Here is a 24,716-nt window from a genome sequence, read left to right as displayed (position 1 = left end):
GGGACATGAAGCACGCCGCCTTCTTCCGCAACCTCAACCTGGGCCGGCCGAACTGCCCGACCCGGGCGCAGTTCGAGGCCGCCTTCCTGGCGGCCGGTGCCGGGTCGGCTTTTTCCTTCCTCACCAACGGCACGCTGGTCTTCGAAGCGCGAAACAAGACCGAGGCGCGCAAGGTGCTGGCGCAGGCCTGCGAAGCGCTTGCGGCCGAGTGCGGATTGCGCGAGCCGGCCTTCCTGCGCAGCGTGGACCATCTGGCCGAGCTCGTGGCTCTCGATCCCTTCGCAGCCGTCGATCGCGGCAGCGTCTACGAAGTCTGCGTGTCCTTCCTCGGCGCCAGGCGCGGGGCGCTGCCCGCGCTGCCGCTGGTCTCGAAGCGCCAGGACGTCGAAGTCCTTCACGCCACCGAGGGCGAGGCCTTCAGCATCAGCCGCGTCGTCGGCAACACGCCGGGCAGCCCGAACGCCTTCCTCGAAAAGCTGCTGGGCGCACCGGCGAGCACGCGGGCCTGGAACACGGTCGTGCGGCTGGTCGAGAAGCATTGCTGAGCCGCCTAGCAAACCAACCTTGGGTGCGGTGTGGTGACAAAAGGCACACAGCAGGTTAGGATGCCGGCATGAAGTCTTTTCGGTGGAGCCCGGAGAAAAACGACATGCTCAGGGCAGATCGAGGAGTCTCTTTCGAGAGCATTGTTGTCGCTATCGAATCGGGCGGCTTGCTGGATATCCTGGCCCACCCCAATCAGGTGAAATATCCGAGGCAGCGAGTACTCGTCGTGGCTTATGACGGCTATGCGTATTTGGTGCCGTTTGTCGAAGAGGAAGACTATTTCTTCTTGAAGACCGTCATCCCGAGCCGCAAAGCGACACGCGACTATTTGAATGCGGGTGAATCAGATGCAGAACATTGACGACAACGAAAGCGAAATTTCCAGCGCCTACGACAAGGGAAAACTCAAGTCGGTCGCCACCAAGAGCGAGCTTGCCAAGTTCAAGGCGGTGGCGCGGGCCACCGCCATCAAGGATCGGCGCGTCAATATCCGCCTTTCCTCCGGCGACTTGAACGACATCCAGGTCAAGGCCCTCGAAGAAGGCATGCCCTATCAAACCTTGATTGCCAGCGTGCTTCACAAGTACGTCACGGGCCGCCTGGCAGAGCAGCCCGAACGCACCACTCCCTCGCCGCGCGCCGCCGCGCGCAAGCGGCGTCCCAGCTCCGCGAGTTGACTCGGTCATGACTCCGACCCTCCCCACCCTCTCCCTGATCGAAACCCGCGTGCTCGGCGTGCTGGCCGAGAAGCAGCGCACCGTGCCCGACAGCTATCCGCTGACCTTGAATGCGCTGGTGGCCGGCTGCAACCAGAAGACCAGCCGCAACCCGCTGATGGAGACCTCGGACACCGACGTGCAGGCCGCGCTCGACAGCCTCAAGGGCTACAGCCTGGTGATGGAGACGAGCGGCGGGCGCGTCTCGCGCTACGAGCACAACATCGAGCGGGTGCTGCGCGTGCCCTCGCAGTCGGCCATCCTGCTGACGGTGCTGATGCTGCGCGGCCCGCAGACCGCCGGCGAACTGCGCATCGCCTGCGAGCGCATGCACAACTTCGCCGACATCTCCTCGGTCGAGGCTTTCCTCGACGAGCTGGCGGCGCGGCCGGCCGGCGCGCTGGTGCTGAAGATGTCGCGCCTGCCCGGAGCACGCGAGAGCCGCTGGGCCCATCTGCTCGCCGGCGAGCCGCCCGAGAGCACGCCGGAGACCCGCACCGCGAGCGGTCCTCAGGATGCCTCGCTCGGTGAAGTGGCGGCGCTGAAACTCAACGTGGCGCGGCTCGAGGCGGAGGTTGCCGCGCTCAAGACCCTGACGGCGCGGATCTGCTCCGAGCTCGGCATCGCCAACGACGGCTGATCAGGCCGGCGCCCAGCCGAAGAAGCGACGCACTTCGTCGCGCTGCTTCAGCGTATCGGCCCGCCCGAGCGCCATCAGCTCGCGCGTGAAGCCCTGATCGAAGAGCAGGTAGCTCGCGAGCGCCGCACCCTTGACCTCGTTGTGGCCCGAGAGCGCGTCGCGGCCGCCGAACAGGCGGCGCACCGCGCCGGGCAAGGCGCCCACATGGCGCGCGGCGATTGCGTCGATGCGCTCCGAGGGCGAGATCAGCAGCAGCTCGACCGGCCGCAGGCTCGTGTTCTGCCGCGCATCGGGCGGGATCAGCGCGAGCGTCTGGTTGATGCGCCGCAGGCGCTCGACGTCGACCGCCAGCGCATCAAGGAAGATGCTCGACAGTGCATGGCCCGCGATCTGCGCCATGGTCGGATAGCCGGTGAAGGTGTTGGGTGCGGGCGCTTCGCGCGGCTCGCTCATGCGGCCGGCGCCCACGGCGAGGATGCGCTGCGCGCCCAGGTGGATGGCGGCCGCGATCGGCGCCGACTGGCGCATCGAGCCGTCGCCGAAGTACTCGGTATGGCCGCCCAGGTCCAGGCCGGTGGACGGGAATACGAAGGGAATGGCCGAGGAGGCCAGCAGATGCGCATGCGTGATGTGCCCCGGCACCGCGATGCGCTGCGAGCGCACCCAGGGTTCCATCGGTGCGGCCGCATCGAAGAAGGTGACGTGCTCGCCCGAGCTGTAGCTCGATGCGGTCACGGCCAGTGCCTGCAGGTGGCCGTCGCGCATCAGTTGCGGAAGGCGGTCCAGCGGCACCATGCGCTCGAGCAGCTCGGCCAGCGGCGCGTTGTCCAGCAGCGAGCGCGGTGCGAGGCGCAGCCACTTGCGCAGCAACTGGCCCACGCCCAGCAGCAGGCGCCAGCGCGCGCCGGCATCGAGCATGGCCAGCGAATCGGCGCGGTACACCTGCTCGGTGCGAAAGCCCTGCCACACGTCGGCGATGCGCCGCACGGTGGCATCGAAGTCGTCGCTGCCGCAGGCCAGCGCCGCGGCGTTGATGGCGCCGGCCGAGGTGCCGGTGATCACGGCGAAGGGATTGCCCTGTGTCCCAGCACCCGCAGCGAGCCGCAGGTCGGCAATGGCTTCGAGCACGCCGACCTGGTAGGCGGCGCGGGCGCCGCCGCCGGTCAGCAGCAGGCCGGTGGCGGGCAAGGGAGCGGGGGCTGGCGAGGGCATGAAGGGCGCCCAAGCGTACCCGCTCCGGCCCTAGCAGGGTGCGGAAATACTCCCCTTCAAAGCGAGTCCTCCCTGCCGGCCGAGGGTTCGCTTTTCACATGGTGCGTCAGGCAGGGTTTTGCGAGCCGTTTTCTCTGATTTGAGGATGTTTTGCGCGCCTCTGGTTGCCTCAGAGCCCCTGCGGACGGATTTGTCCCAGCGAACGCATGCGCGTCAAGTTGTAGGCCGTCATCGTCAGCACGAACAGGTGGTCCACGCGCTTGAGTCCACGCACCATCACCTGACGAATTCCGCCCACCGTCTTGGCCCAGCCGAAGCCCTGCTCGATGAGTTTTCGTTTGCGCTGTGACAGCGCATAGCCTTCGCTCGCAGCGATGGCATCGGGCACCGCGGAGCGCCGCCCCGAAGTGTTCTGGGCTACGTGCGGTATCACGCCCATGTCCTGACATGCCTGGACGAACTCCTGCGCGTCGTAGCCCTTGTCTGCACCGAGTGTGACCTCGGTATCCGGACTCGCGGCCGCTTGACGGGCATCCTTGATCATGACCTTGGCCGCTTCGCGCTCGGCAAAGCCGTCAGCCTGTGTGACCATCGCGTTGGCGATCAGGCCATGGCGGTTGTCCGATAGGGTATGACCCATGTAGCGCAACTCGCTGGCGGTCTTGCCCTTGCGGTACAGACGCGCATCGCCATCGGTGCGCGAGGCGTGAGTGTCGTTGCTGCGGCTCTGGCCTTTGAAGCTGGTGCTACCCGTTGTGTTGTTGCCCGCATCATCGTCGCCGCCGTCCTTGCGCACAAAGCTCCTGTGGCTGGCCCACGCCTGAATAAGGGTGCCATCGACGCTGAAGTGCTCGCCCGACAGCCAGCCCTTGCGATCCGCGGTTTCGACGATGTGGTTGAACAGTTCGATGATCGCGTCGTGCGCGATCAGCCGTTCGCGGTTCTTGGTGAAGACGCTGGGCACCCAGACCGCATCGTCCATGGCCAAGCCAATGAACCAGCGATACAAGAGGTTGTACTGGGTCTGCTCCATGAGTTGACGCTCCGAGCGGACGCTGAAGAAGATCTGCAAGAGCATCGCGCGCAGCAGCTTCTCTGGTGCGATGCTGGGACGCCCGCCCTTGATGTCGGCCTCATACATGCCGGCGAATAGGTTGTCCATCTTGAGCAGCGCTTCATTGACCATCGCGCGGATCGGGCGCAGAGGATGATTCGCGGGTACGAAGTCCTCCAGGCGGCGCATCGTGAACAAGCTCTCGGTGAAGGTGTCGGCTCCGCGCATCGTCTGGGGTCTTGTCTTGCAACTGTCGGGGGATCAACTTCCAACGCTTGAGGGCCGTCACACGCCGACCGGCGGGAGAGGTATTTCAGCACCCTGCTAGGCTTCGTCGTGCACCGGCGAATCCGCAGCCAGCGCCTGCTCCACCACCTCGCGCGTCAGCGTCGGCGCAAAGGATTCGATGAAGGCATGCACATAGCCGCGCAGGTAGCTGCCGCGCCGCACCGCGAGCTTGGTGAGGTTGATGCCGAACAGCGGGCCGGCGTCGAGCGCGCGCAGCTGCGTGTCGCGCTCGGCCTCGTAGGCGACGCCGGCGACGATGCCCACGCCCATGCCGAGCTGCACATAGGTCTTGATCACGTCGGCGTCCATCGCGGTCAGCACGATGCCGGGCGCGAGGCCTTCATCCTCGAAGGCGCGGTCGATCTTCGTGCGGCCGGTGAAGCCGGTGTCGTAGGTGATCAGCGGATAGCGGGCCAGCGCCTCCAGCGTGAGCGCTGCATCGAGCAGCGCATGGCCCGGCGGCACGATCACCGAATGCGTCCAGCGGTAGCAGGGCAGCGCGACCAGCTGTGGATAGTCGCCCAGCGCCTCGGTCGCGATGCCGACGTCCGCCTCGCCGTCGATCAGCATTTGCGCGATCTGCTTGGGCGAGCCCTGGTGCAGATGGAGCTTGACGTCGGGGAAGTGGCTGCGGAACTCCTGCACCGCCACCGGCAGCGCATAGCGCGCCTGCGAATGCGTGGCTGCGATGGAGAGCAGGCCGCTTTGCCGCGCGACGAATTCCTGCCCCGCATGCCGCAGGTTGCTGCTCTCCATCAGCATGCGCTCGATGATCGGCAGCACATGGCCGCCGGGTTCGGTCAGGCCGGTCAGGCGCTTGCCGGCGCGCACGAAGAGCTCGATGCCAAGCTCTTCCTCGAGTTCGCGGATCTGCCGGCTCACGCCGGGCTGGGAGGTGTGGAGCGTGTGGGCGACTTCGGTGAGGTTGAAGCCGCAGCGCACGGCTTCGCGCACCGAGCGCAGTTGTTGGAAATTCATAGGGCTCGAACGGAGAACGGCGCCGCAAGGGGCGTGGCGCGCCATTGTCCGCAGAGGCCTCGGATCTGGGAACGACCGATTCGTTGATTCCAAATAATCAACTCATCTAACCGTTCGCAGAGAAGGACAGGTCGAAGGTGGAACGCACATCCAGCGGCTGCTTGATGAGTCCGACCTGGCTGTAGAAATCGGCGGTGCCCTGCTGGTCGGCAATCACCCGCGCATCGATGGCCACCCATTTCTGCTGGCGACGCTCGAACTGCAGCTTCGCGGCGTCGGCCGGGATGCCGATGATGCGTGCCAGCGTGGCCGAGAAGGCATCGACATTGCGGTACGACCAGCGCTGCGCGCGCACCACGCGCTGCAGGAAGTCCTGCAGCACCGGCCGCTTGGCGGCGATCGCTGCATCGGTGGCGGCCAGGTAGCTCAGGCCCGGCAGCAGGCCGCGGCCGCTCGCCAGCACCCGCGCATGCCCGCTGGTTTCGGCCAGCGCGGTGTAGGGCTCCCAGGTGGCCCAGGCATCGACCGAGGCCTGCGTCAGCGCGAGCTTGGCATCGGCCGGGGCGAGGAAGCGCAGGTTCACGTCCTCCGGCTTGAGGCCGGCCGTCGTGATGGCCTTCAGCGTGATGTAGTGGCCGATCGAGCCGCGGTTGGTCGCGATGCTCTTGCCCTTGAGGTCGGCGGCGGTCTTCAGCTGCGAGTCGGGCCGCACCAGCACGGCCGTGCCGTAGGCATCGGAACGGTTGGCGCCGATCGCCTTGACGCGCGTGCCGGCCGCGAGCGCGAAGATCAGCGGCGCATCGCCGATCGGGCCCGAGTCCACGGCTTCTGCATTGAGCGCTTCGGCCAGCGGCGCGGCGGCCGGGAACTCGGACCACTGGATGTCGTAGCTCAGGCCTTCGAGGCTGCCGGCCGCTTCGAGCAGCGCGCGCAGGCCGCCTTTCTGGTCGCCGGCCTTGAGCACGGGGCGCGATTGCGCATGCAGCGCGGGGGCCGGCAGCGCGAGGCTGGTGGCGCCGGCGAGCGTGTGGGTGATGAAGCGACGGCGGGATGCTTGGGTCATGAAGAAGACTCCTTGAATGTGATGAAAGAGGGCGGGCTCAGTGCACGAAGCCGCCCTTGACGAAGCGCACCGGCTCGGCGTCCATGCGCGCGATCAGGGCGCCGAGGCCGTCGGTGAGCGAAGCGTCTTGCGCGTCACGCGGCACCGCCTCGGTGCGGCACAGCAGGTCGTCCTCCGACCAGCCGGCCTGGCCCGGCGCGCTGCGGGCGCGCAGCCAGCCGCCGCGGTCCGCCAGCAGTTGCGTGCCGGCCAGTTGTTCCGTGCCTGCGACCAGTGCAAAGGCGTCCCAGGCATTTGGGTCGGCGATGCAGTCGATGCCGGACTGCGAGGAGGTGTCGCCCGGAGGTCGCAACAGCACGGTCACCAACCGCGGGTCTTCGAGCAAAGGCGCCGCCGCGGCCGAAGCCACGATGCGCAGGCGCTGGCCGCGCCAGCTCGCGAGCGTGCGTGGTGTGCGGCCTTCGCAGCGCACGGCGACATCGGGCAGGCCGATGGGCTGGGCCCAGAGGCCGGTCGCGCGCAGGCTCTGGCCCGCGCCCTGGGCCTTCATGAAATCGATCAGCGCCCAGGCCTCGCGCGCACCGAACAGCCCGTCGAAGGCCGGCATGGTGGGCGCGCCGTGCCGGTCCTGCATGCCGTGGAGCACGCGCCACAGCAGGTCGCCATCGGCGCGCCGCCACAGGAGCGGGCCGCTGAGGTTCGGCGGCCACACGGGCTGTGCGGCTGCCAGCGGACCTTGGCCGCGCCCGTCCGCGCCATGGCAGCCGATGCAGTGCTGCGCATAGAGCGCGCGTCCCTGTGCGATGGAGGCCGCGCTGAAGCCGGTGGGCGAGCGATGGAAGCTCGCGGGATAGGCCGGCACCAGTACCACATGGGCCTCGGGCCAGGGTGCGACGGCCAGCAGCAGCGGAACCATCGCGACGAGCACGATCCGCCGCCGGCGCCAGACCAGCGCGAGCAACAAGGCAAGCAGCGCAGCCGCGAGCACCAGCAGCGTGAGCGCGAGCCGCCGTGCCTGGCCGAGATCGATCAACAGGTTCTCGCCCGACAGGCGCAACGCCCATGGCCAAGCCGGCTGGCCATGGCTGGTGCCCGCGAGTCCGAGCCACGCGAGCAGCCGCAGCAGGCCGAGTTGCGCAGCCTGCAGAAAACCGATCAACGCGTTGAGCCCATCGGCCTCGGCCAGCGGTGTCATCGGGATCTACCAGGTCGCATCCAAACCTAGATGACGCAGTGCTTCGTGCCGGAGTTCGGCCAGCCTCGGATGGCCGCGATGACGCGGGTAGGGCAGGTCGACTTCGAGCTGTGCCGTGATGCGCGCCGGCCGGTCACTCAGCACGATCACCCGATTGGCGAGGAACAACGCCTCTTCGACATCGTGCGTGACCAGCAGCGCCGAGAAGCCCGTCCGCTGCCACAGGTTGACCAGCTCGCTCTGCATCGCGATGCGCGTCAGCGAGTCGAGCTTGCCCAGCGGCTCGTCGAGCACCAGCAGCTGCGGATCGTTGACCAGCGCCCGCGCCAGCGCGACGCGTTGCGCCATGCCCCCCGAGAGCTGATGGGGAAAGCTCTTCGCGAAGTCGGCAAGGCCCACGAGCCTGAGCGCATCGTCGACGCGCGAACGCTGCGTCTTCAGCAGGCCGCGCGCCTGCAGCCCGAGCGCCACGTTGTCCCACACGTTGCGCCACGGATAGAGCGTCGGGTCTTGGAACACCACGATGCGCGAGGGACCGGGTCGCGCGATGCGCTCGCCGTCCTGCGTGATGCTGCCGGTGGTGGCTGGCTCCAGCCCGGCCACCAGCCGCAGCAGCGTCGACTTGCCGCAGCCGCTGGGCCCCAGCAGCGCGACGAACTCGCCCGGCTGCACCGTGAGGTCGATGCCGTCTAGCACCTGCAGCACGCCGGCCGACAGCTGGAACCAGTGGCCGACGTTGCGCACCTCGATGCGTGCGCCGGCGGTTGTCGTCGCTGCGGCTACCACTTGACCGTCCCCTTCTGCCACGAGAGCGCGCGGTCACGCACCGCGAACAGCAGCGTGATGAGGCCCGAGCACAGCACCGCCATCACCAGCAGCGCCGCATACATGTTGGCGTAGGCGGCCCAGCCCTGGGCCCACTGCAGGTACCAGCCGAGGCCGGCCTTCACGCCCATCATCTCGGCCGTGACCAGCACCGAGAACGAAGCACCGAGCCCCATGAAGAGGCCGACGAAGACCTGCGGCAGGGCAGCCGGCACCGCCACGCGCAGCACCAGGAACCATTCGGGCGCGCCCAGCGTGCGCGCCACGTCGTAGTAGTTCTTGTTGACCGAGGCCACGCCCGACCAGCTCAGCACCGCCACCGGGAAGAAGGTCGCGAGCCCGATCAGGAACACCGCGGCCGCATAGCTCGAGGGCGCGAAGAAGAAGGCCAGCGGCAGCAGCGCCGAGGCCGGCACCGGCCCGAGAAAGCGCAGCAGCGGATGCACCCAGTAGCCGGCGATGCGCGACCAGCCGATCCACACGCCGGTCGCGAAGCCGACCCCCGCGCCGAGCACGAAGCCGTGCGCCAGCAGGCGCGCCGAATGCGCGGTCGAGAGGCCGAGCCGGCGCCAGTCCTCGTAGGCGACGTCGATCAGGCTTTGCGGCGGGGCGAAGAAGGGCGGTGGCAGCAGGCCCAGCTTGGCGGTCGCCACCTCCCACAGCGCGAGCAGCAGCGGGGCCGCGACCAGCCACTGGCCGGCCGGGCGAAGCACGCGTCCGATGCGGCCGGCGCGCGCGCCGAGCAGCGCGATCGCGAGCAGCAGCAGCGCCACCGCGATCGCGGCGCCGCCGAATTCGGTGGTGAAATTCCAGTCGCTGAAGCCGACCTCCTTGTTGGGCCAGATCAGCGTGACTGCACCGAGCGCGAGCCACGCGGCCGCCGCGACGGTGCCGGCGCGCCAAACGCCGGCGAGTACCGGTTCGCGCAGCGCAAGCAGCTGCGCCGGCGGCGCGTCCAGTACCTGCTCGGCCGTGGTCATGCGAGCACATCCACCGACACGTGGTTCGCGAGCCGCGCCGGATCGGTGTTCTGCTTCAGCACGCCGACCGAGCGGAAGTCGCGCGCATAGAACTCGACCTCGTCGCGCAGGCTTTTGCCGACGGGGTGGTGCCCATGCGTCAGCGTCCCCAGCAACGCCTGCAGATCCTCGACCGGCACCTTGGGCGAGTACTTGGCGAAGAGCTTGGCCGACTCGTTCGGGTTCTCGGCCACGAAGTCCGAGGCCTGCACGATCGCACGCACCAATGCCGCGACCACCGGCTTCTCCTTGCGCACCAGCTCGCCGCGCGCGCCGACGATGCAGCAGACCTTGTCCTTGTATTCGCCCGAGAGGTTGGAGGCCAGCTGGACGTAGCGGTCCTTGTTGCGCTTCTCGATCAGGTAGAGCGTCGGGTCGCCGTCGGCGATCGCCTGGATCTCGCCCTTGTTGACCGCGATGTCGAGCAGGTCGGCCGGGTACTGGCGCCAGGTCACATCGCGGTCCGCATCGATGCCGTTCTTCTTCAGCAGGATCGAGAAGAAGTTCTTGCCCGGGCTCGCGATGTCCGAGACGCCGATGGTCTTGCCCTTGAGCTTCTGCAGGTCGGTGATGCCGGCTTCCTTGACGCCCACCAGGCGCACGCAGCCGCCGTGCGAGCTGCCGACGATCTTGACGTCGAAGCCCGATTCGAGCGGCTTCAGCCAGCGATGGATCATGCCCACCGCGGCGTCGGCCTTGGCGGTGGCGAGCGATTCGAGCAGCTGGTCGGTGGAGCCGGTGTAGTTGACCAGGTCCACCTGCAGGCCGTTCTTCTCGAAGAAGCCGCGCTCCTGCGCCACCACCACCGGCGAGAGGCAGAAGGCGGTGGCGTTCCAGGCGAAGCTGAGCTTGCGCGGCTGCGACCAGGCGCGCGAGGCGAGCAGGCCGCTGGATGCGATGACGGCAGCGGCGCCGCCGGCGCGCAGCACGCGGCGGCGCGAAAAGGATGTGTTCATGGCGAAGGGCCTCGGATCAAAGAAGAAGTTCAGGCTCGGCCTCGACCAGCCCTTCGTAGAGGCTTTCGAAGGCATGCAGCGCGCCTTCGGGCCCGCCGATCTGGCCGTGCGTGTGGCGCGCGACCGCTTCGTCGATGGGATGCGGCGTGCCGGCGGCCTCGGCCAGGAGCTGCGTGTGGCAGGCGTTGTCGAGCGCGATGTACCACCAGGCCGCGGCCTCGACGGTCGGGCCGGCCGTCAGGATGCCGTGGTTCTTGAGGATCGCGCCCTTGCGATCGCCCAGCGCCTTCGCGATGCGCAGCCCCTCGCTCTCGTCGACCACCATGCCGGTGAAATCGTCGAAGAGCGCGTGGTCGTCATGGAAGACGCAACTGTCCTGCGTCAGCGTGTCCAGCTTGCGGCCCAGCGTCGACCAGGCCTTGCCGTAGGTCGAATGCGTGTGCGCGGCCGCGATGATCTTCGGGTTGTATTCGTGGATCGCCGCATGGATCGCGAAGGCCGCCTTGTTGAGCGGGCGCTCGCCGATCACTGTCTCGCCCTTCGAATTGACCAGCAGCAGGTCCGACACCTTGATGCGCGAGAAGTGCACGCCCAGCGGGTTGACCCAGAAATGGTCCGTGAGCTCCGGGTCGCGTGCCGTGATGTGGCCTGCCAGCCCCTGCGCAAAGCCGAAGCGCGCGAACAGGCGGAAGGCGCCGGCCAGCCGCTCCTGGCGATGGCGGCGCTCGGCTTCGATGCTGGGGCGTTGCGCAGGCGGATCGAACCAGTATTTCTGCTGCGGGTTCGGATTGAGTTGAAGTTGCTGCGATCTGGCGGCCGGGCGGTCGATGGAAAGAACGGCGCTCATGGCTCAGGCCGCCTTGCGCTGCGCGGCCACACGCTGCGCCACCAGTTCGCGCGTGCGCGGAATCAGTTCGCGGCCGTAGTCGATCGCGTCCTCGAGCGGATCGAAGCCGCGGATCAGGAAGGTGGTGACGCCGAGCGCGTGATAGTCGAGCAGCGCATCGGCCACCTGCTCCGGCGTGCCGACCAGCGCGGTGCTGTTCGAGCGTCCGCCGATCTCCTGCGCGACCGCGGTCCACAGCCGCTTGTCGAGCCGCGTGCCATGCTCGGCCGCGGCCAAGAGGCGCTTCGCACCCTCGCTCTGCTGCGGACCGCCGCGGCCGAAGCCCTGCACCACGCGAAGCCGCCGGGTTTCGGTCAGGATGTTGTCGGCGCGCTCCCAGGCCTTGGCTTCGGTCTCGGCCAGGATCGGCCGGAACGAGACCGAGAAGCGCACGTTGCGCCCCTGCTTCGCGGCCTCGGCGCGCACGCGGCCCGTAAGTTCGGCCGCCTGGGCCAGCGATTCGCCCCACAGCGCATAGACGTCGGCATGCTTGCCGGCCACCGGGATCGCGGCTTCCGAGGCGCCGCCGAAATACACCGGCACGTGCGGCCGGCCGTTCAGTGTCTGCACCGGCTTCACTTCGGAGAACGCATCCTTGAAGCGGTAGTGCGCGCCCTCATGGTCGAAAGGCTTGTCGCTGGTCCACACCTTGCGCAGCACCTCGAGGTACTCGTCGGTGCGCGCATAGCGCTGGTCGTGGTCGAGCCAGTCGCCGTCGCGCTTCTGCTCTTCGTCGGAGCCGCCCGAGATGTAGTGCACGCCAAGCCGTCCGCCGCTGAACTGGTCGAGCGAGGCGAACTGGCGCGCCGCCAGCGTCGGCGCCACGAAGCCGGGGCGGTGCGCCAGCATGAAGTGGATACGCTCGGTGACCGAGGCCGCATAGGCCACGGTCAGCGTGGCGTCGGGGCTGGTCGAGTGGTGCGGCACCAGCACGCGGTCGAAGCCGGCCGCTTCGTGCGCCTGCGCGAAGGCGCGCACGTAGTCGCGGTCGATCGCCGGGCCGCGCGCGGGATGGATTTCCGAGACCTTCTGGGCCTGGATCATGCCGATGAATTCGATGCTGTCGCTCATGGGTGTTTCTTCCTTCGATGCAAAAAGTGGTCAGGCCGGGTTGCTGTTGCGCGAGAGGGCGGCGCCGAAGCTGCGGTCCCACAGCGGCGCCACCTCGGCCGGGCCGTCGAGCACGCCGAGCTTCTGGAAGGTGTCGGCCACCTCCTGGTGGCTGCGCACCGCGGCGTTGGTGACCGGGCCCAGCGCGTAGTCGTTGCTGCGGCCGTTGAAGAGCTCGATCAGGTCGCCCACCGGCACCCGCGTCTCTGCCGACTGCGCCTGCGCGTACTCGAGGTAGTTGCCGTTGGCCCAGGCGTAGGCGCGCTGCAGGCGCAGCAGGAAGTCGGTGATGGCGGCATGGCGCAGCGGCTCGTCCACCGCGCGCGGATTGGCATAGACCGGGAAGTTGCCCGAGAGATAGCCCTTGCCGGTCTTGATGGTGCGCGCGCCGTACTGGATGCGGGCCAGCTGCCCGTTGTAGCCGTAGATGGCCCAGGCATCGAGGTCGCCGCGCGCGAAGGCCGAGAGGCCGTCCGCCGGACTCAGGTTGATGGGCTGGATGTCGTTGAAGCTGAGCCCGACCTCGGCCAGCTGTTTGCTCAGGTAGTAGTGCGCGGTGGTGGCGCGCACGTAGCCGACGCGCTTGCCCTTGAAGTCGGCGATGGTCTTGATCGGTGCGTCCTTGCGCGCCAGCGTCGCCTGGTTGTTCAGGTCTTCATGGATCACGGCGACGAAGCGCACCTTGGCCTTCTGGCGCGCCGCGAAGGTGGCCGGGATCTCGCTGCCCGAGCCAAGATCCAGCGCATCGCCCTGGATGGCCTCGATGTGGAGCACGCCGTTGTTGAGTTCGCGCCAGTCGATCCTGTAGGGCGTCTTGCCCTGGCCCGATGCCTCGAGCAGCGGGCGCCACAGGCCCTTGTAGGTGCCGATGCGCAGCGTGAGGCCGGAGAGATCGGTGGGCGCGGCGGCCTGTGCCCACGGGCCGGCGGCGCCGAAGGCCGCGGCCGTGCCGGCGGCTTGCAGCCATTGCCGGCGCGACCAGGCAGAAAGGATGGATGTCATGGAAAGCGCTCTTCTCGTGGACCTTGGGGAGGCGTGACCGTAATGCGCGCCGCGGCCGAAGAGAACGCAGAAATGCGAGTTTGGATATGCGGGATTCGTCGTTCCCCGCACCCGGTGCGGCCTTTAAGGTGCCGCACCATGAGTTCTCAAGTCCTGCGCCGCCTGCCGGCCGACCCCGCAACGGACGCCGCGCTGCTGGCCCGCCTGTCCGCCCTGTTTGCCGAGACCGCGGCCGACCACGATAGGAGCGGCGCCTTCCCGCGCGAGAACTTCGCCGAGCTGCAGGCGCAGGGGCTGATCGGCCTGGTCGCGCCGCAGGCGCATGGCGGCGGCGGTGCCTCGCTGGCGGCGGCGCGCCGCGTGCTCGCGGCCGTGGCCTGGGGCGAGCCCGCGACCGCGCTGATCCTCACCATGAGCTGGCTGCAGCAGCATGCGATCGGCCGCACCGACAGCCGCTGGCCGGCCCACCTGCGCGAGCGCGTGCTGCGCGATGCGGTGCGTGAGGGCGCGCTGATCAATGCCTTGCGCGTGGAGCCTGTACTCGGGTCGCCGGCACGCGGCGGCCTGCCCGCCACCACGGCGCGGCGCGAAGGCGCCCAGTGGAAGATCAACGGCCACAAGCTCTACACCACCGGCATCGAAGGGCTGACGTGGCTCGCCGTCTGGGCCCGCACCGACGACGAGGCGGCGCCGCGCACCGGCTTCTTCCTGGTGCCGCGCGGCGCGCCCGGCATTCGCGTGGTGGCCAGCTGGGACCACCTGGGCCTGCGCGCCTCGGGCAGCCACGAGGTGCTGTTCGAGGAGGTCGCGATCCCGCTCGATCACGCGGTCGATCTGCGCGCGCCGGCCGAGTGGGCGCCCGATGCCGGCAGCCAGACCGATATCGACGCTCATGCCACGCAGCACGCCTGGATGGTGGTGCTCTTGGGCACGCTCTACGACGCCGCGGCGCGTGCCGCGCGCGACTGGCTCGTCGGCTTCCTGAACCGGCGCGCGCCGAGCTCGCTGGGCGCCTCGCTCGCCAGCCTGCCGCGCGTGCAGGAACACGTGGGCGAGATCGAGGCCCTGCTGCGCGGCAACCGCGTGCTGCTTGATCAGGCCACCGCCGAGGTCGACGCCGGCCATGCGCCGGCCGCCACCGACAGCGGCCTCTTGAAGTACACGGTCACGAACAACGCCATCCGCGCCGTCGAGCTGGCGCTGCAGCTCACCGGCAACCACGGCCTGGCGCGGCAGAACCCGCTGGAGCGCCACTACCGCGACGTGCTGTGCAGCCGCATCCATACGCCGCAGAACGATGCGATCCTGGGGGGCGCGGGCAAGGCGGCGCTGGGAGTGCGTTCATGAGCTCGCGCCGTCACTTGCTCAAGCAGGGCGCCGCACTCTCGCTGGCCGGCCCGCTGAGCGCGCTGGCGCAAGGCCGCGCGCCCACGACCCTGGTGCTCGGCGACCAGGCCGGCGGCCTGCGTGCCTTGTTCGAAGCTTCGCGTGCACTCGAAGGCGCACCCTTCCAGTACCGCTGGGCCAACTTCCAGGGCGCCGCGCCGCTGTTCGAAGCCCAGCGCAGCGCGGCCGTCGACACGGCGGTCGCGGGCGACCTGCCGGTGCTCGCCGCGGCTGTGGGCAGGACGCCGCTCAAGATCGTCGCCACGCGCGTCGGCAAGCCCGAGGCGCTGGGGATCGTGGTGCAGCCCGACTCGCCGCTGCGCCGCGTGGCCGACCTGCGCGGCCAGAGCGTGGTGGTGTCGTCCGCGCGCGGCAGCATCTCGCAGTACCAGCTCTACGGCGCACTCGAAGAGGCGGGCGTGAAGCGCGAGGAGGTCAACCTGCGCTTCGTGCTGCCGACCGATGCGGCGGCCGCCTTCGCCTCGCGCCAGATCGACGCCTGGGCCATCTTCGATCCCTACTACGCGATCGCGCTGCAGCAGGGCGGGCGCATCCTGCGCGACGGCCGCGGCATCAACACCGCGCTGGCCTTCATCACCGCGAGCGAGTCGGCGCTGGCCGACGCCGCCAAGCGCGCGGCCATCGCCGATTTCCTGCAGCGGCTGGGCCGCGCCGGCGAATGGGCCAAGGCCAACGCCGAGGCCTATGCCAAGGTCTATGCGGAACTCACGCGGCTGCCGCTCGAGACCTCGCGCACCATCACCGCGCGCGCGGCCGTGACGGGCCGGCCCGTCAGCGAGGCCGACATCGTCGCGCTGCAGGCCGTGGCCGACCGCTCGGCGCGCGACGGCATCCTGCCGCTGCGCGTGGACGTGCGGGCCATCACCGACACGCGGGTCTGGAAGCCGGCAGCGTGAGCGCGCTGGCGCCGCTGCGCGAGTTCGTGGTCGATTTCGGCCGCCTGCTCGATACGCATCCCGGCGAACCGCGCATCCTGGAGGAGGGCGGTGCGCTGCTGCGCCGGCTGGTGGCGCGCGACGACTGGCTGCCCGATGCCTATGCCCGGCCGCACCCCGAGCGCTACCAGCAGTTCCTGCTGCATGCCGACTCGACCGAGCGCTTCTCGGTCGTCAGCTTCGTCTGGGGCCCGGGCCAGGCCACGCCGGTGCACGACCACACGGTGTGGGGGCTGATCGGCATGCTGCGCGGGGCCGAGTACAGCCAGGCCTACCGCGAGCGGCATGGCGAGCTGCGCCCCGAGGGCGAGCCCTCGTGGCTTGCGCCGGGCGACGTGGAGGCCGTGTCGCCTCGCATCGCCGACGTGCACCGCGTGCACAACGCCTACGACGACCGCGTGTCGATCAGCATCCATGTCTACGGCGCCAACATCGGTGCGGTGCGGCGCCATACTTACCCTGCGGGCGGCGGGCGCAAGCCCTTCGTCTCCGGCTACTCGAATACGCAACTGCCCAATCTCTGGGACCGATCCGCCGAACATCACCATCCATGACTGCCACGCTGTCCTTTGTCGCCGTGCGCGCCCACCTGCTTGCGGGCGACGAGATCGCCTTGTTCGACGTGCGCGAGGAAGACCCCTTCGCACAGGCCCATCCGCTGTGGGCCGCGAACCTGCCGCTGTCGCGCATCGAGCTCGATGCCCGGCGCCGCATTCCGCGCCGCGACACGCTGATCGTGGTCTATGGCGAGCACGAGGGCATCGACCTCGCGCCGCTCGCGGACGAGCGACTGCAAGCGCTCGGCTACACGCGCGTGCATTTGCTCGAAGGCGGGCTCGAGGGTTGGCGCCAAGCCGGCGGCGAGCTGTTCCGCGACGTCAACGTGCCGAGCAAGGCCTTCGGCGAACTGGTCGAGCATGAGCGCCATACGCCCTCGCTCGCGGCCGAGGAGGTGAAGGCGCTGATCGATGCCAAGGCCGACGTGGTGGTGCTGGACGCGCGCCGCTTCGACGAATACCAGACCATGAGCATCCCCACCGCGACCAGCGTGCCCGGCGCCGAGCTGGTGCTGCGCGTGCGCGAGCTCGCCCCCGATCCGGCCACGCGCGTGATCGTCAACTGCGCGGGCCGCACGCGCAGCATCATCGGCACCCAGTCGCTGGTGAATGCGGGCATCCCCAATCCGGTGGCGGCGCTGCGCAACGGGACGATTGGCTGGAAGCTGGCGGGGCAGGTGCTCGACCACGGCGCCACGCGCCGGGCGCCCGAAGCAGGTGAAGCGAACCGTGCCGCGGCGCGGGCTTCGGCGGAAGACGTGGCACGGCGTGCCGGCGTGCGTTGGGTCGATCTCCACGCGCTCGCCACCCTCGAAGCGCCTGGCCGCACGCTCTACCGCTTCGACGTGCGCACGCCCGAGGAGTACGAGGCCGGCCACCTGCCCGGCTTCGCGAGCGCGCCGGGCGGGCAGCTGGTGCAGGAGACCGATCACCACGTGCCGGTGCGCGGCGCGCGCATCGTGCTGGCCGATGACGACGGCGTGCGGGCGCCGATGACGGCCTCGTGGCTGGCGCAGATGGGGTGGGAGGTGCATGTGCTGGCGCCGCAGGCCGCGTCGGCGCGCAGTGACAAGGGTCCGGCACCGGCCAAGGCCGCGACGCCTGCGACCGGCCGCTACCGCCGGCCCTACGAAGGCACCGACGCGCCGCCCGAGGCGATGCAGGCCTACCTCGACTGGGAGTTCGGCCTGGTGGCGCAGCTGGAGTCCGACGGCACGCACGGCTTTCGTGTGCTCTGAATAGGCGCCGCGACGCGGCGGACTAGACTATCTGTCATTAGGAGTTACCAATGGCAGTTACCCAGGCGGCGCTCACCGAAGCGCTCAAGACCGTCCTCGACCCCAACACGGGCAAGGACTTCGTCAGCACCAAGGCGCTGAAAAACCTGCAGATCCACGAGTGCGACGTCTCCTTCGACATCGAGCTCGGCTACCCGGCCAAGAGCCAGGTGCCGGCGATGCGCAAGGCGCTGGTGGCCGCGGCCAAGGGCGTGTCCGGCGTGGAGAACGTGTCGGTCAACATCGCGACCAAGGTCATCAGCCATGCCGTGCAGCGCGGCGTGCAGCTGATGCCCAACGTCAAGAACATCATCGCCGTGGCTTCGGGCAAGGGCGGCGTGGGCAAGAGCACCACCGCGGCCAACCTGGCGCTGGCGCTGGCGGCCGAAGGGGCCAGCGTCGGCCTGCTCGATGCCGACATCTACGGCCCGAGCCTGCCCATGATGCTGGGCATCGACCGCCGTCCCGAGAGCGAGGACGGCAAGACCATGGAGCCGCTGGAAAACCACGGCGTGCAGGTGATGTCGATCGGCTTCCTGGTCGACCAGGACGAGGCCATGATCTGGCGCGGCCCGATGGCCACCCAGGCGCTGGAGCAGCTCCTGCGCCAGACCAACTGGAAAGAGCTCGACTACCTGATCGTCGACCTACCGCCCGGCACCGGCGACATCCAGCTGACGCTCTCGCAGCGCGTGCCGATGACCGGCGCAGTGATCGTGACCACGCCGCAGGACATCGCGCTGCTCGACGCCAAGAAGGGCATCAAGATGTTCGAGAAGGTCGGCGTGCCGATCCTCGGCATCGTCGAGAACATGGCGGTGCACGTGTGCTCGAACTGCGGCCACGTCGAGCACATCTTCGGCGCCGAGGGCGGGAAGAAGATGGCCGCGCAATACAACATGGAGTACCTCGGTGCGCTGCCGCTGGACATCAACATCCGCCTGCAGGCCGACAGCGGCAAGCCGACGGTGGTGGCCGATCCCGACGGCGAGGTGGCGGGCATCTACAAGTCGGTGGCGCGCCGCGTGGCGGTCGGCATTGCCGAAAAGGCGAAGGATTTCTCGGCCAAGTTCCCGACCATCACGGTCAGCAAGAACACCTGATCAAGCGCTCATGAACCTGCTCGCGTCCATGCGCTACCTCAGCGCGCTGCACGAGCACCGCCACTTCGGCCGCGCCGCGCAGGCCTGCCACATCACGCAGCCGGCCTTGTCGAACGCGCTGCGTGCGCTGGAGGCCGAGTTCGGCGTCGTCATCGTCAAGCGCGGGCGCACCTATTCCGGGCTGACGCACGAGGGCGAGGCCGTGCTGGCCGCGGCCCACCGCATGCTGCACGAGAACGAGGTGCTGCAGCAGCTGCTCAAGAGCGAAGAAGACCGTCCGCGCGGCAACCTGCGCATGGCCGCGGTGCCGACCGCGATGCCGATGCTGGCGCGCTTCGCGGGACGGCTGCGGGCGCGCCATCCGGGCATCGTGCCGACGGTGCTGTCGATGAGTTCGCTCGAGCTCGAAACCGGGCTGGAGAACCTGTCGCTCGACCTGGCCCTCGGCTACACCGAGCGCATGCGAAGCGGCGAGGTCAAGCTCACGGCCTGGCCGCAGAGCATCGAGCACTATTACCTGGTGCGCCGGTCGGCGAGCGCCGGCAAGCCGGCGCTGCAGTTCGGCGCGCCCATCGCCTGGGCAGAAGCGGGGCGTCTGCCCCTGTGCCTGCTGACGCCGGAAATGCACAACCGCTCCATCGTCGACCAGGCCTTCGCCGATGCCGGCGTCTCGGTGAAGCCGGCCATCGAGACCAATTCGGTGCTGACGCTGGCGCTCAGCGTGAGCGCCGGGGACGTTTGCGCCGTGCTGCCCGGCGGCATGGTCGATGCCGTGCGCAGCCACGGCGAACTCGAGGCGCTGCCCCTGGTGGCGCCGGAGGTGCGCACGCCGATCGGCTTCATGACGCAGACGGCCGTGCGGCCCTCGCGCGCCCTCGATGCGGCGCTGGCGCTGGTCCAGAGCCCGGCCTGGCAGCAGGAAGTCGCGGCGCACAGCGGAGCGCTGCGCGGCTAGTTAGTTAGGTGTGCCGCATCATTTCTTTATTGAATCGCCCCATGTGCGGATTCAATTTGCCGAAAACCGCAAGCGGGGCGACAGTCGGGCAAGCCGTGCCTTCGCGCGGCCGGACAGTCCGCAACAACGGCCGAGGCAATGAACTACCCAGGCACCCAGAACGCCGTCCAGGCGATCCCGCTCGCGACCCCCGATCAACTGCGCGAGCGCATCCGCCGCAAGAGCAAGCTCAAGGGCCGGCAGCCCGAGACCGAGGCGCTGGCGGAGGTGCGCGCGCTCATCGGCCCGCGGCCCGATGACGGCTGGCGGCGCGACCTGCTGATCGAGCAGCTGCACCTGCTCAACGATGCGCACGGCGGGCTGCACGACCGCCACCTGGTGGCGCTGGCCTCGCTCATCAACGTTCCGATGGCCGAGGTCTACGAGGTTGCGACCTTCTATCACCACTTCGAAGTGCTGCGCGGCGACGAGCAGGCACCCGGGCTCACGATCCGCGTGTGCGATGGCCTGGCCTGCGAGCTGGCCGGCGCACAGGACCTGCTCGCGCGGCTGCCTGCGCTGCTGGGCGCGGCGGGACGCGACGACGTGCGCGTGATCTCCGCGCCCTGCATCGGCCGCTGCGAGCAGGCGCCGGCCGCGGCGGTGCACCAGCGCGCCGTGCCGCTGGCGACCACCGACCGGCTGCTGCAGGCGCTGGACGCCAGGCCGTCAGCGCCGGAGACCTTCAACTTCGTGCCGGCGGCGCTGGCCGAGAAAAGCGTCTCGCCACCGCCCGAAGGGATCGCGGAGATCCCCGCCTTCACGGACTACGCCACCTACCGCGCCAACGGCGGCTATGCGCTCGCGGCCGCGCTGGTCAACGGCGAAGAGGACGCCGAGGCCGTGCTCCGCGCGATGGAAGACTCGGGCCTGCGCGGCCTCGGCGGCGCGGGCTTTCCGGCCGGGCGCAAGTGGCGCATCGTGCGCGAGCAGCCGGCGCCGAAACTCATGGCGGTGAACATCGACGAGGGCGAGCCCGGTACCTTCAAGGACCGTACCTACCTCGAGCGCGATCCGCATCGCTTCCTCGAAGGGCTGCTGGTGGCCGCGCAGGTCGTGGGCACCGAGGCCTGCTACATCTACCTGCGCGACGAATACCACGACTGCCGCCGGCTGCTCGAGGCCGAGCTGGCCAAGCTCAAGGCCGCCCCCCCCTGCACGCTGCCGCGCATCGAGCTGCGGCGCGGCGCCGGCGCCTACATCTGCGGCGAGGAGTCCGCGATGATCGAGAGCATCGAAGGCAAGCGCGGTGAGCCGCGCATGCGCCCGCCCTACATCGCACAGGTCGGCCTGTTCGGCCGGCCGACGCTGGAGCACAACTTCGAGACGCTCTACTGGGTGCGCGACATCGTCGAGAAAGGCCCGCAGTGGTTCAGCGGCTTCGGCCGCCACGGGCGCAAGGGGCTGCGCAGCTTCAGCGTGAGCGGGCGCGTCAAGAACCCCGGCGTCAAGCTCGCGCCGGCGGGCATCACGGTGCAGGAGCTGATCGACGAATACTGCGGTGGCATGCTGCACGGCCACACGCTTTACGGCTATCTGCCCGGCGGCGCCTCGGGCGGCATCCTGCCGGCGCGCATGATCGACATCCCGCTGGATTTCGACACGCTGCAGCCTTACGGCTGCTTCATCGGCTCGGCCGCCGTGATGGTGCTGAGCCAGCACGATCGCGCGCGCGATGCGGCGCTGAACATGATGCGCTTCTTCGAACACGAGAGCTGCGGCCAGTGCACGCCCTGCCGCGTCGGCACCGCCAAGGCGGCGGCGCTGATGCAGGCGCCGGTGTGGGACAACGCCACGCTGGAAGACCTCGCGCAGGTCATGGGAGATGCATCGATCTGCGGGCTGGGGCAGGCCGCGCCCAATCCGATCCGCTGCATCCAGAAGTACTTCCCCGAGGAGATCGCGTGAACGCTCCCACACGACTTGCCGAAGTGATTCCGCAGACCATCGAGTTCAAGCTCGACGGCCGCGCCGTCCAGGCCTTCGAAGGCGAGACCATTCTTCAGGCCGCGCAGCGCCACGGCGTCGACATCCCGCACCTTTGCTACAAGGAGGGCCTGCGCCCCGACGGCAACTGCCGCGCCTGCGTGGTCGAAGTGAAGGGCGAGCGCACGCTCGCGCCGAGCTGCTGCCGCAATGCGACGGCGGGCATGGAGGTGCAGGCCAGCAGCGAGCGGGCGCTGAAGAGCCAGAAGATGGTGGTCGAGATGCTCCTGTCCGATATGCCGGACCGCGGGTACAAGTGGAACGACGAGGCGGGGGCGAAGGCTGCGAGCCCCCACCCCAACCCTCCCTCAAAGGGGGAGGGGGCGAGTCCGGAGTTGCTCCGTCCCCCTCTGGGGGAGGGCGGGGGTGGGGGCTTCCCCGTCGGCCAGCACGGCGAGCTCAGCGAATGGGCCGAACGCCTCGGAATCTCCGTTCGCCCCGAACTCAAGGCCCTGCGCCGCGAGCAACCCAAGGCCGATGTCTCGCATCCCGCGATGGCCGTCAACCTCGATGCCTGCATCCAGTGCAACCGCTGCGTGCGCGCCTGCCGCGAGGAGCAGGTCAACGACGTGATCGGCTACGCGATGCGCGGCGGGGATTCGAAGATCGTGTTCGACCTCGACGACCCGATGGGCGACAGCACCTGCGTGGCCTGCGGCGAATGCGTGCAGGCCTGCCCGACCGGCGCCTTGATGCCCAAGAGCCAGATCGGCTCGCAGCAGGTCGACCGCAAGGTCGATTCGGTCTGCCCCTTCTGCGGCGTGGGTTGCCTGATCACCTACAACGTCAAGGACGAGAAGATCGTCAGCGTCGACGGCCGCGACGGCCCGGCCAACCACAGCCGGCTCTGCGTCAAGGGCCGCTTCGGCTTCGACTATGCGCACCATCCGCAGCGCCTGACCAAGCCGCTGATCCGCAAGCCCGGCGTGCCCAAGGACTTCAACGACGCACCGCGGCCCGGCGACTGGCACGACGCCTTCCGCGAGGCCAGCTGGGAAGAGGCGCTCGCGCTCACCGCGGGCAAGCTCAAGAGCCTGCGCGACACGCACGGCAAGAAGGCGCTGGCCGGCTTCGGCTCGGCCAAGGGCAGCAACGAAGAGGCCTACCTGTTCCAGAAGCTGGTGCGCACCGGCTTCGGCAGCAACAACGTCGACCATTGCACGCGGCTGTGCCATGCCTCCAGCGTGGCGGCGCTGCTCGAAGGCGTGGGTTCGGGCGCGGTGAGCAACCAGGTCAACGACGTGGAGCATGCGGACCTGATCTTCATCATCGGCTCCAACCCGACCGCCAACCATCCGGTGGCCGCCACCTGGATGAAGAACGCCGCCAAGCGCGGCGCGAAGATCGTGCTGGCCGACCCGCGCGTCACCGACATCGGCCGGCACGCCTGGCGCACGTTGCAGTTCAAGGCCGACACCGACGTCGCGATGCTCAATGCGCTGATCCACGCGGTGATCGACGAGGGCCTGGTCGACGAGGCCTTCGTGCGCGACCGCGCCAGCAACTTCGAGGCGCTGCGCGAGAACGTCAAGGGCTACAGCCCCGAGGCGATGGCGCCGATCTGCGGCATTCCGGCCGAGATGCTGCGCGAAGTGGCGCGGGCCTTCGCCAAGGCCAAGGGCGCGATGGTGTTGTGGGGCATGGGCATCAGCCAGCACGTGCACGGCACCGACAACGCGCGCTGCCTGATCGCGCTGGTCACGGTCACCGGCCAGATCGGCAAGCCCGGCTCGGGCCTGCATCCGCTGCGCGGCCAGAACAACGTGCAGGGCGCGAGCGATGCGGGGCTGATCCCGATGATGTTCCCCAACTACCAGCGCGTCGACAACCCGGGCGTGCACGCTTGGTTCGAGAACTTCTGGGGCATGCCGCTCGACGAGAAGCCGGGCTACACGGTGGTCGAGATCATGCACAAGGCGCTGGCGCCGGATAGCGATCCGCACAAGATCCGCGGCATGTACATCATGGGCGAGAACCCCGCGATGAGCGACCCGGACCTCAACCATGCGCGCCATGCGCTCGCGAGCCTGGAACACCTGGTGGTGCAGGACATCTTCATGACCGAGACCGCGTGGCTGGCCGACGTGGTGCTGCCGGCCACTGCCTGGCCCGAGAAGACCGGCACCGTGAGCAACACCGATCGCATGGTGCAGCTTGGCAAGAAGGCGCTCAACCCGCCCGGCGAGGCGAAGCCCGATCTCTGGATCATCCAGCAGATCGCAAAACGCATGGGCTTGGCCTGGAACTACGAGGGCGAGGAGTCCGGCGTGGCCGCCGTCTACGAAGAGATGCGCCAGGCCATGCATGCGGCCATCAGTGGCATCACCTGGGAGCGGCTGCAGCGCGAATCCAGCGTGACCTATCCCTGCCTGGACGCGGACGATCCGGGCCAGCCGACTGTCTTCATCGACGACTTCCCGACCGCCGACGGCCGCGTGAAGCTGGTGCCGGCCGACATCATCCCGGCCGACGAGCGGCCCGATGCCAAGTACCCCTTCGTGCTGATCACCGGGCGCCAGCTCGAGCACTGGCACACCGGCAGCATGACGCGCCGCGCCACCGTGCTCGATGCGCTGGAGCCGATGGCCACGGCGTCGATGAACCAGAGCGACCTGGAGACCCTGGGCCTGCAGGCGGGCGACGTGGTCACGATCCGCTCGCGCCGCGGCGAGGTGGCGATCCACGTGCGCCGCGACGACGGCACGCCGAACGGCGCGGTGTTCGTGCCCTTCGCCTACTACGAGGCGGCAGCCAACCTGATGACCAATGCGGCGCTCGATCCCATGGGCAAGATCCCGGAGTTCAAGTACTGCGCGGTGCAGGTGCTGCGCGGCGGCGTGCCGGTGGCGGCCGCGGGCTATGGAACCGGGGCGGTGGCAACGGTGGAAACGGCGACGGCGCATTGAAAAGCGGCATCGTGATGTGACATTTTTGGCATATCGAGCGTCTTTCTGACGCCGGACGTCG

Annotated in this window: 23 protein-coding genes; 12 read left to right on the top strand and 11 right to left on the bottom strand. The window is 68.9% G+C overall.

Annotation, left to right across the window (positions count from 1 at the left end):
- Positions 1-5 precede the first annotated feature (5 nt).
- The 4 genes from ACSQ9I_RS22895 (at position 6) to ACSQ9I_RS22880 (ending at position 1,902) form a co-directional block, all read left to right on the top strand.
- Positions 6-545: a DUF1697 domain-containing protein gene (locus ACSQ9I_RS22895; RefSeq protein ID WP_436314580.1), complete on the top strand. Its 540-nt coding sequence runs from the start codon at positions 6-8 to the stop codon at positions 543-545.
- A gap of 68 nt (positions 546-613) precedes the next feature.
- Positions 614-907 (top strand): hypothetical protein, encoded by a 294-nt coding sequence (locus tag ACSQ9I_RS22890; RefSeq protein ID WP_436314579.1) that lies wholly within the window; start codon positions 614-616, stop codon positions 905-907.
- On the top strand, positions 894-1,223 hold the full coding sequence (locus tag ACSQ9I_RS22885; RefSeq protein WP_093105917.1) for a hypothetical protein: 330 nt from the start codon (positions 894-896) through the stop codon (positions 1,221-1,223). Before ACSQ9I_RS22890 ends, ACSQ9I_RS22885 begins: the two co-directional genes overlap by 14 nt.
- Before the next feature lie 7 nt (positions 1,224-1,230).
- Positions 1,231-1,902, top strand: a complete 672-nt coding sequence (locus tag ACSQ9I_RS22880) for a YceH family protein (protein ID WP_436314578.1) — start codon at positions 1,231-1,233, stop codon at positions 1,900-1,902.
- Here the strand turns inward: ACSQ9I_RS22880 and ACSQ9I_RS22875 are convergent, their stop codons facing one another.
- The 11 genes from ACSQ9I_RS22875 to ACSQ9I_RS22825 all read right to left on the bottom strand — a co-directional run bounded on the left by ACSQ9I_RS22875 (position 1,903) and on the right by ACSQ9I_RS22825 (position 13,490).
- The gene (locus tag ACSQ9I_RS22875) at positions 1,903-3,114 is read right to left on the bottom strand and encodes a patatin-like phospholipase family protein (protein ID WP_436314577.1); all 1,212 of its coding nucleotides are present in this window, start codon (positions 3,112-3,114) and stop codon (positions 1,903-1,905) included. It lies immediately after the preceding gene.
- 169 nt (positions 3,115-3,283) lie between these two features.
- A complete protein-coding gene (locus ACSQ9I_RS22870; protein WP_436311868.1) occupies positions 3,284-4,396 on the bottom strand; it encodes an IS5 family transposase in 1,113 nt (370 codons plus the stop codon).
- A gap of 96 nt (positions 4,397-4,492) precedes the next feature.
- Positions 4,493-5,434 (bottom strand): CysB family HTH-type transcriptional regulator, encoded by a 942-nt coding sequence (locus ACSQ9I_RS22865; RefSeq protein WP_436296423.1) that lies wholly within the window; start codon positions 5,432-5,434, stop codon positions 4,493-4,495.
- A gap of 106 nt (positions 5,435-5,540) precedes the next feature.
- Positions 5,541-6,497: an ABC transporter substrate-binding protein gene (locus ACSQ9I_RS22860; RefSeq protein ID WP_436314576.1), complete on the bottom strand. Its 957-nt coding sequence runs from the start codon at positions 6,495-6,497 to the stop codon at positions 5,541-5,543.
- Positions 6,498-6,534: 37 nt separating this feature from the next.
- On the bottom strand, positions 6,535-7,692 hold the full coding sequence (locus ACSQ9I_RS22855) for a c-type cytochrome (RefSeq protein ID WP_436293377.1): 1,158 nt from the start codon (positions 7,690-7,692) through the stop codon (positions 6,535-6,537).
- A 6-nt stretch (positions 7,693-7,698) separates the two neighbouring features.
- Positions 7,699-8,478, bottom strand: coding sequence for an ABC transporter ATP-binding protein (locus ACSQ9I_RS22850; protein WP_093105932.1), 780 nt, complete (start codon positions 8,476-8,478; stop codon positions 7,699-7,701).
- On the bottom strand, positions 8,472-9,497 hold the full coding sequence (locus ACSQ9I_RS22845) for an ABC transporter permease (RefSeq protein ID WP_436314575.1): 1,026 nt from the start codon (positions 9,495-9,497) through the stop codon (positions 8,472-8,474). Before ACSQ9I_RS22845 ends, ACSQ9I_RS22850 begins: the two co-directional genes overlap by 7 nt.
- Positions 9,494-10,492, bottom strand: a complete 999-nt coding sequence (locus tag ACSQ9I_RS22840; protein WP_093105937.1) for an ABC transporter substrate-binding protein — start codon at positions 10,490-10,492, stop codon at positions 9,494-9,496. The genes ACSQ9I_RS22845 and ACSQ9I_RS22840 overlap by 4 nt, the downstream gene beginning before the upstream one ends.
- A 16-nt stretch (positions 10,493-10,508) precedes the next feature.
- A complete protein-coding gene (locus ACSQ9I_RS22835) occupies positions 10,509-11,339 on the bottom strand; it encodes a class II aldolase/adducin family protein (RefSeq protein WP_436314574.1) in 831 nt (276 codons plus the stop codon).
- A gap of 3 nt (positions 11,340-11,342) precedes the next feature.
- A complete protein-coding gene (locus ACSQ9I_RS22830; RefSeq protein WP_436314573.1) occupies positions 11,343-12,449 on the bottom strand; it encodes an LLM class flavin-dependent oxidoreductase in 1,107 nt (368 codons plus the stop codon).
- A 30-nt stretch (positions 12,450-12,479) separates the two neighbouring features.
- Complete coding sequence (locus ACSQ9I_RS22825; RefSeq protein WP_436314572.1) at positions 12,480-13,490, bottom strand: ABC transporter substrate-binding protein; 1,011 nt, start codon at positions 13,488-13,490, stop codon at positions 12,480-12,482.
- Between the two features lie 138 nt (positions 13,491-13,628).
- On the opposite strand from ACSQ9I_RS22825, the gene ACSQ9I_RS22820 reads away from it, so the two are divergent.
- The 8 genes from ACSQ9I_RS22820 (at position 13,629) to fdhF (ending at position 24,655) form a co-directional block, all read left to right on the top strand.
- Positions 13,629-14,837: an acyl-CoA dehydrogenase family protein gene (locus ACSQ9I_RS22820; protein WP_436314571.1), complete on the top strand. Its 1,209-nt coding sequence runs from the start codon at positions 13,629-13,631 to the stop codon at positions 14,835-14,837.
- The gene (locus ACSQ9I_RS22815; RefSeq protein WP_436314570.1) at positions 14,834-15,793 is read left to right on the top strand and encodes an ABC transporter substrate-binding protein; all 960 of its coding nucleotides are present in this window, start codon (positions 14,834-14,836) and stop codon (positions 15,791-15,793) included. The genes ACSQ9I_RS22820 and ACSQ9I_RS22815 overlap by 4 nt, the downstream gene beginning before the upstream one ends.
- Entirely contained in the window at positions 15,790-16,386 is a 597-nt protein-coding gene (locus ACSQ9I_RS22810) for a cysteine dioxygenase (RefSeq protein ID WP_436314569.1), read from the top strand. The genes ACSQ9I_RS22815 and ACSQ9I_RS22810 overlap by 4 nt, the downstream gene beginning before the upstream one ends.
- Positions 16,383-17,627, top strand: a complete 1,245-nt coding sequence (locus tag ACSQ9I_RS22805; protein WP_436314568.1) for a rhodanese-like domain-containing protein — start codon at positions 16,383-16,385, stop codon at positions 17,625-17,627. The genes ACSQ9I_RS22810 and ACSQ9I_RS22805 overlap by 4 nt, the downstream gene beginning before the upstream one ends.
- Before the next feature lie 50 nt (positions 17,628-17,677).
- Positions 17,678-18,769, top strand: a complete 1,092-nt coding sequence (apbC, locus tag ACSQ9I_RS22800) for an iron-sulfur cluster carrier protein ApbC (protein ID WP_436314567.1) — start codon at positions 17,678-17,680, stop codon at positions 18,767-18,769.
- A gap of 10 nt (positions 18,770-18,779) precedes the next feature.
- On the top strand, positions 18,780-19,724 hold the full coding sequence (locus tag ACSQ9I_RS22795; RefSeq protein ID WP_436314566.1) for a LysR family transcriptional regulator: 945 nt from the start codon (positions 18,780-18,782) through the stop codon (positions 19,722-19,724).
- A 138-nt stretch (positions 19,725-19,862) separates the two neighbouring features.
- Positions 19,863-21,671: an NADH-ubiquinone oxidoreductase-F iron-sulfur binding region domain-containing protein gene (locus ACSQ9I_RS22790; protein ID WP_436314565.1), complete on the top strand. Its 1,809-nt coding sequence runs from the start codon at positions 19,863-19,865 to the stop codon at positions 21,669-21,671.
- On the top strand, positions 21,668-24,655 hold the full coding sequence (fdhF, locus tag ACSQ9I_RS22785) for a formate dehydrogenase subunit alpha (RefSeq protein WP_436314564.1): 2,988 nt from the start codon (positions 21,668-21,670) through the stop codon (positions 24,653-24,655). The genes ACSQ9I_RS22790 and fdhF overlap by 4 nt, the downstream gene beginning before the upstream one ends.
- Positions 24,656-24,716: the final 61 nt, after the last annotated feature.

This window comes from Variovorax sp. LjRoot84 (assembly GCF_964254305.1).
In the GTDB taxonomy this organism is placed as follows: Bacteria; Pseudomonadota; Gammaproteobacteria; order Burkholderiales; family Burkholderiaceae_C; genus Variovorax.
This window is presented reverse-complemented; position numbering and strand designations above follow the sequence as displayed.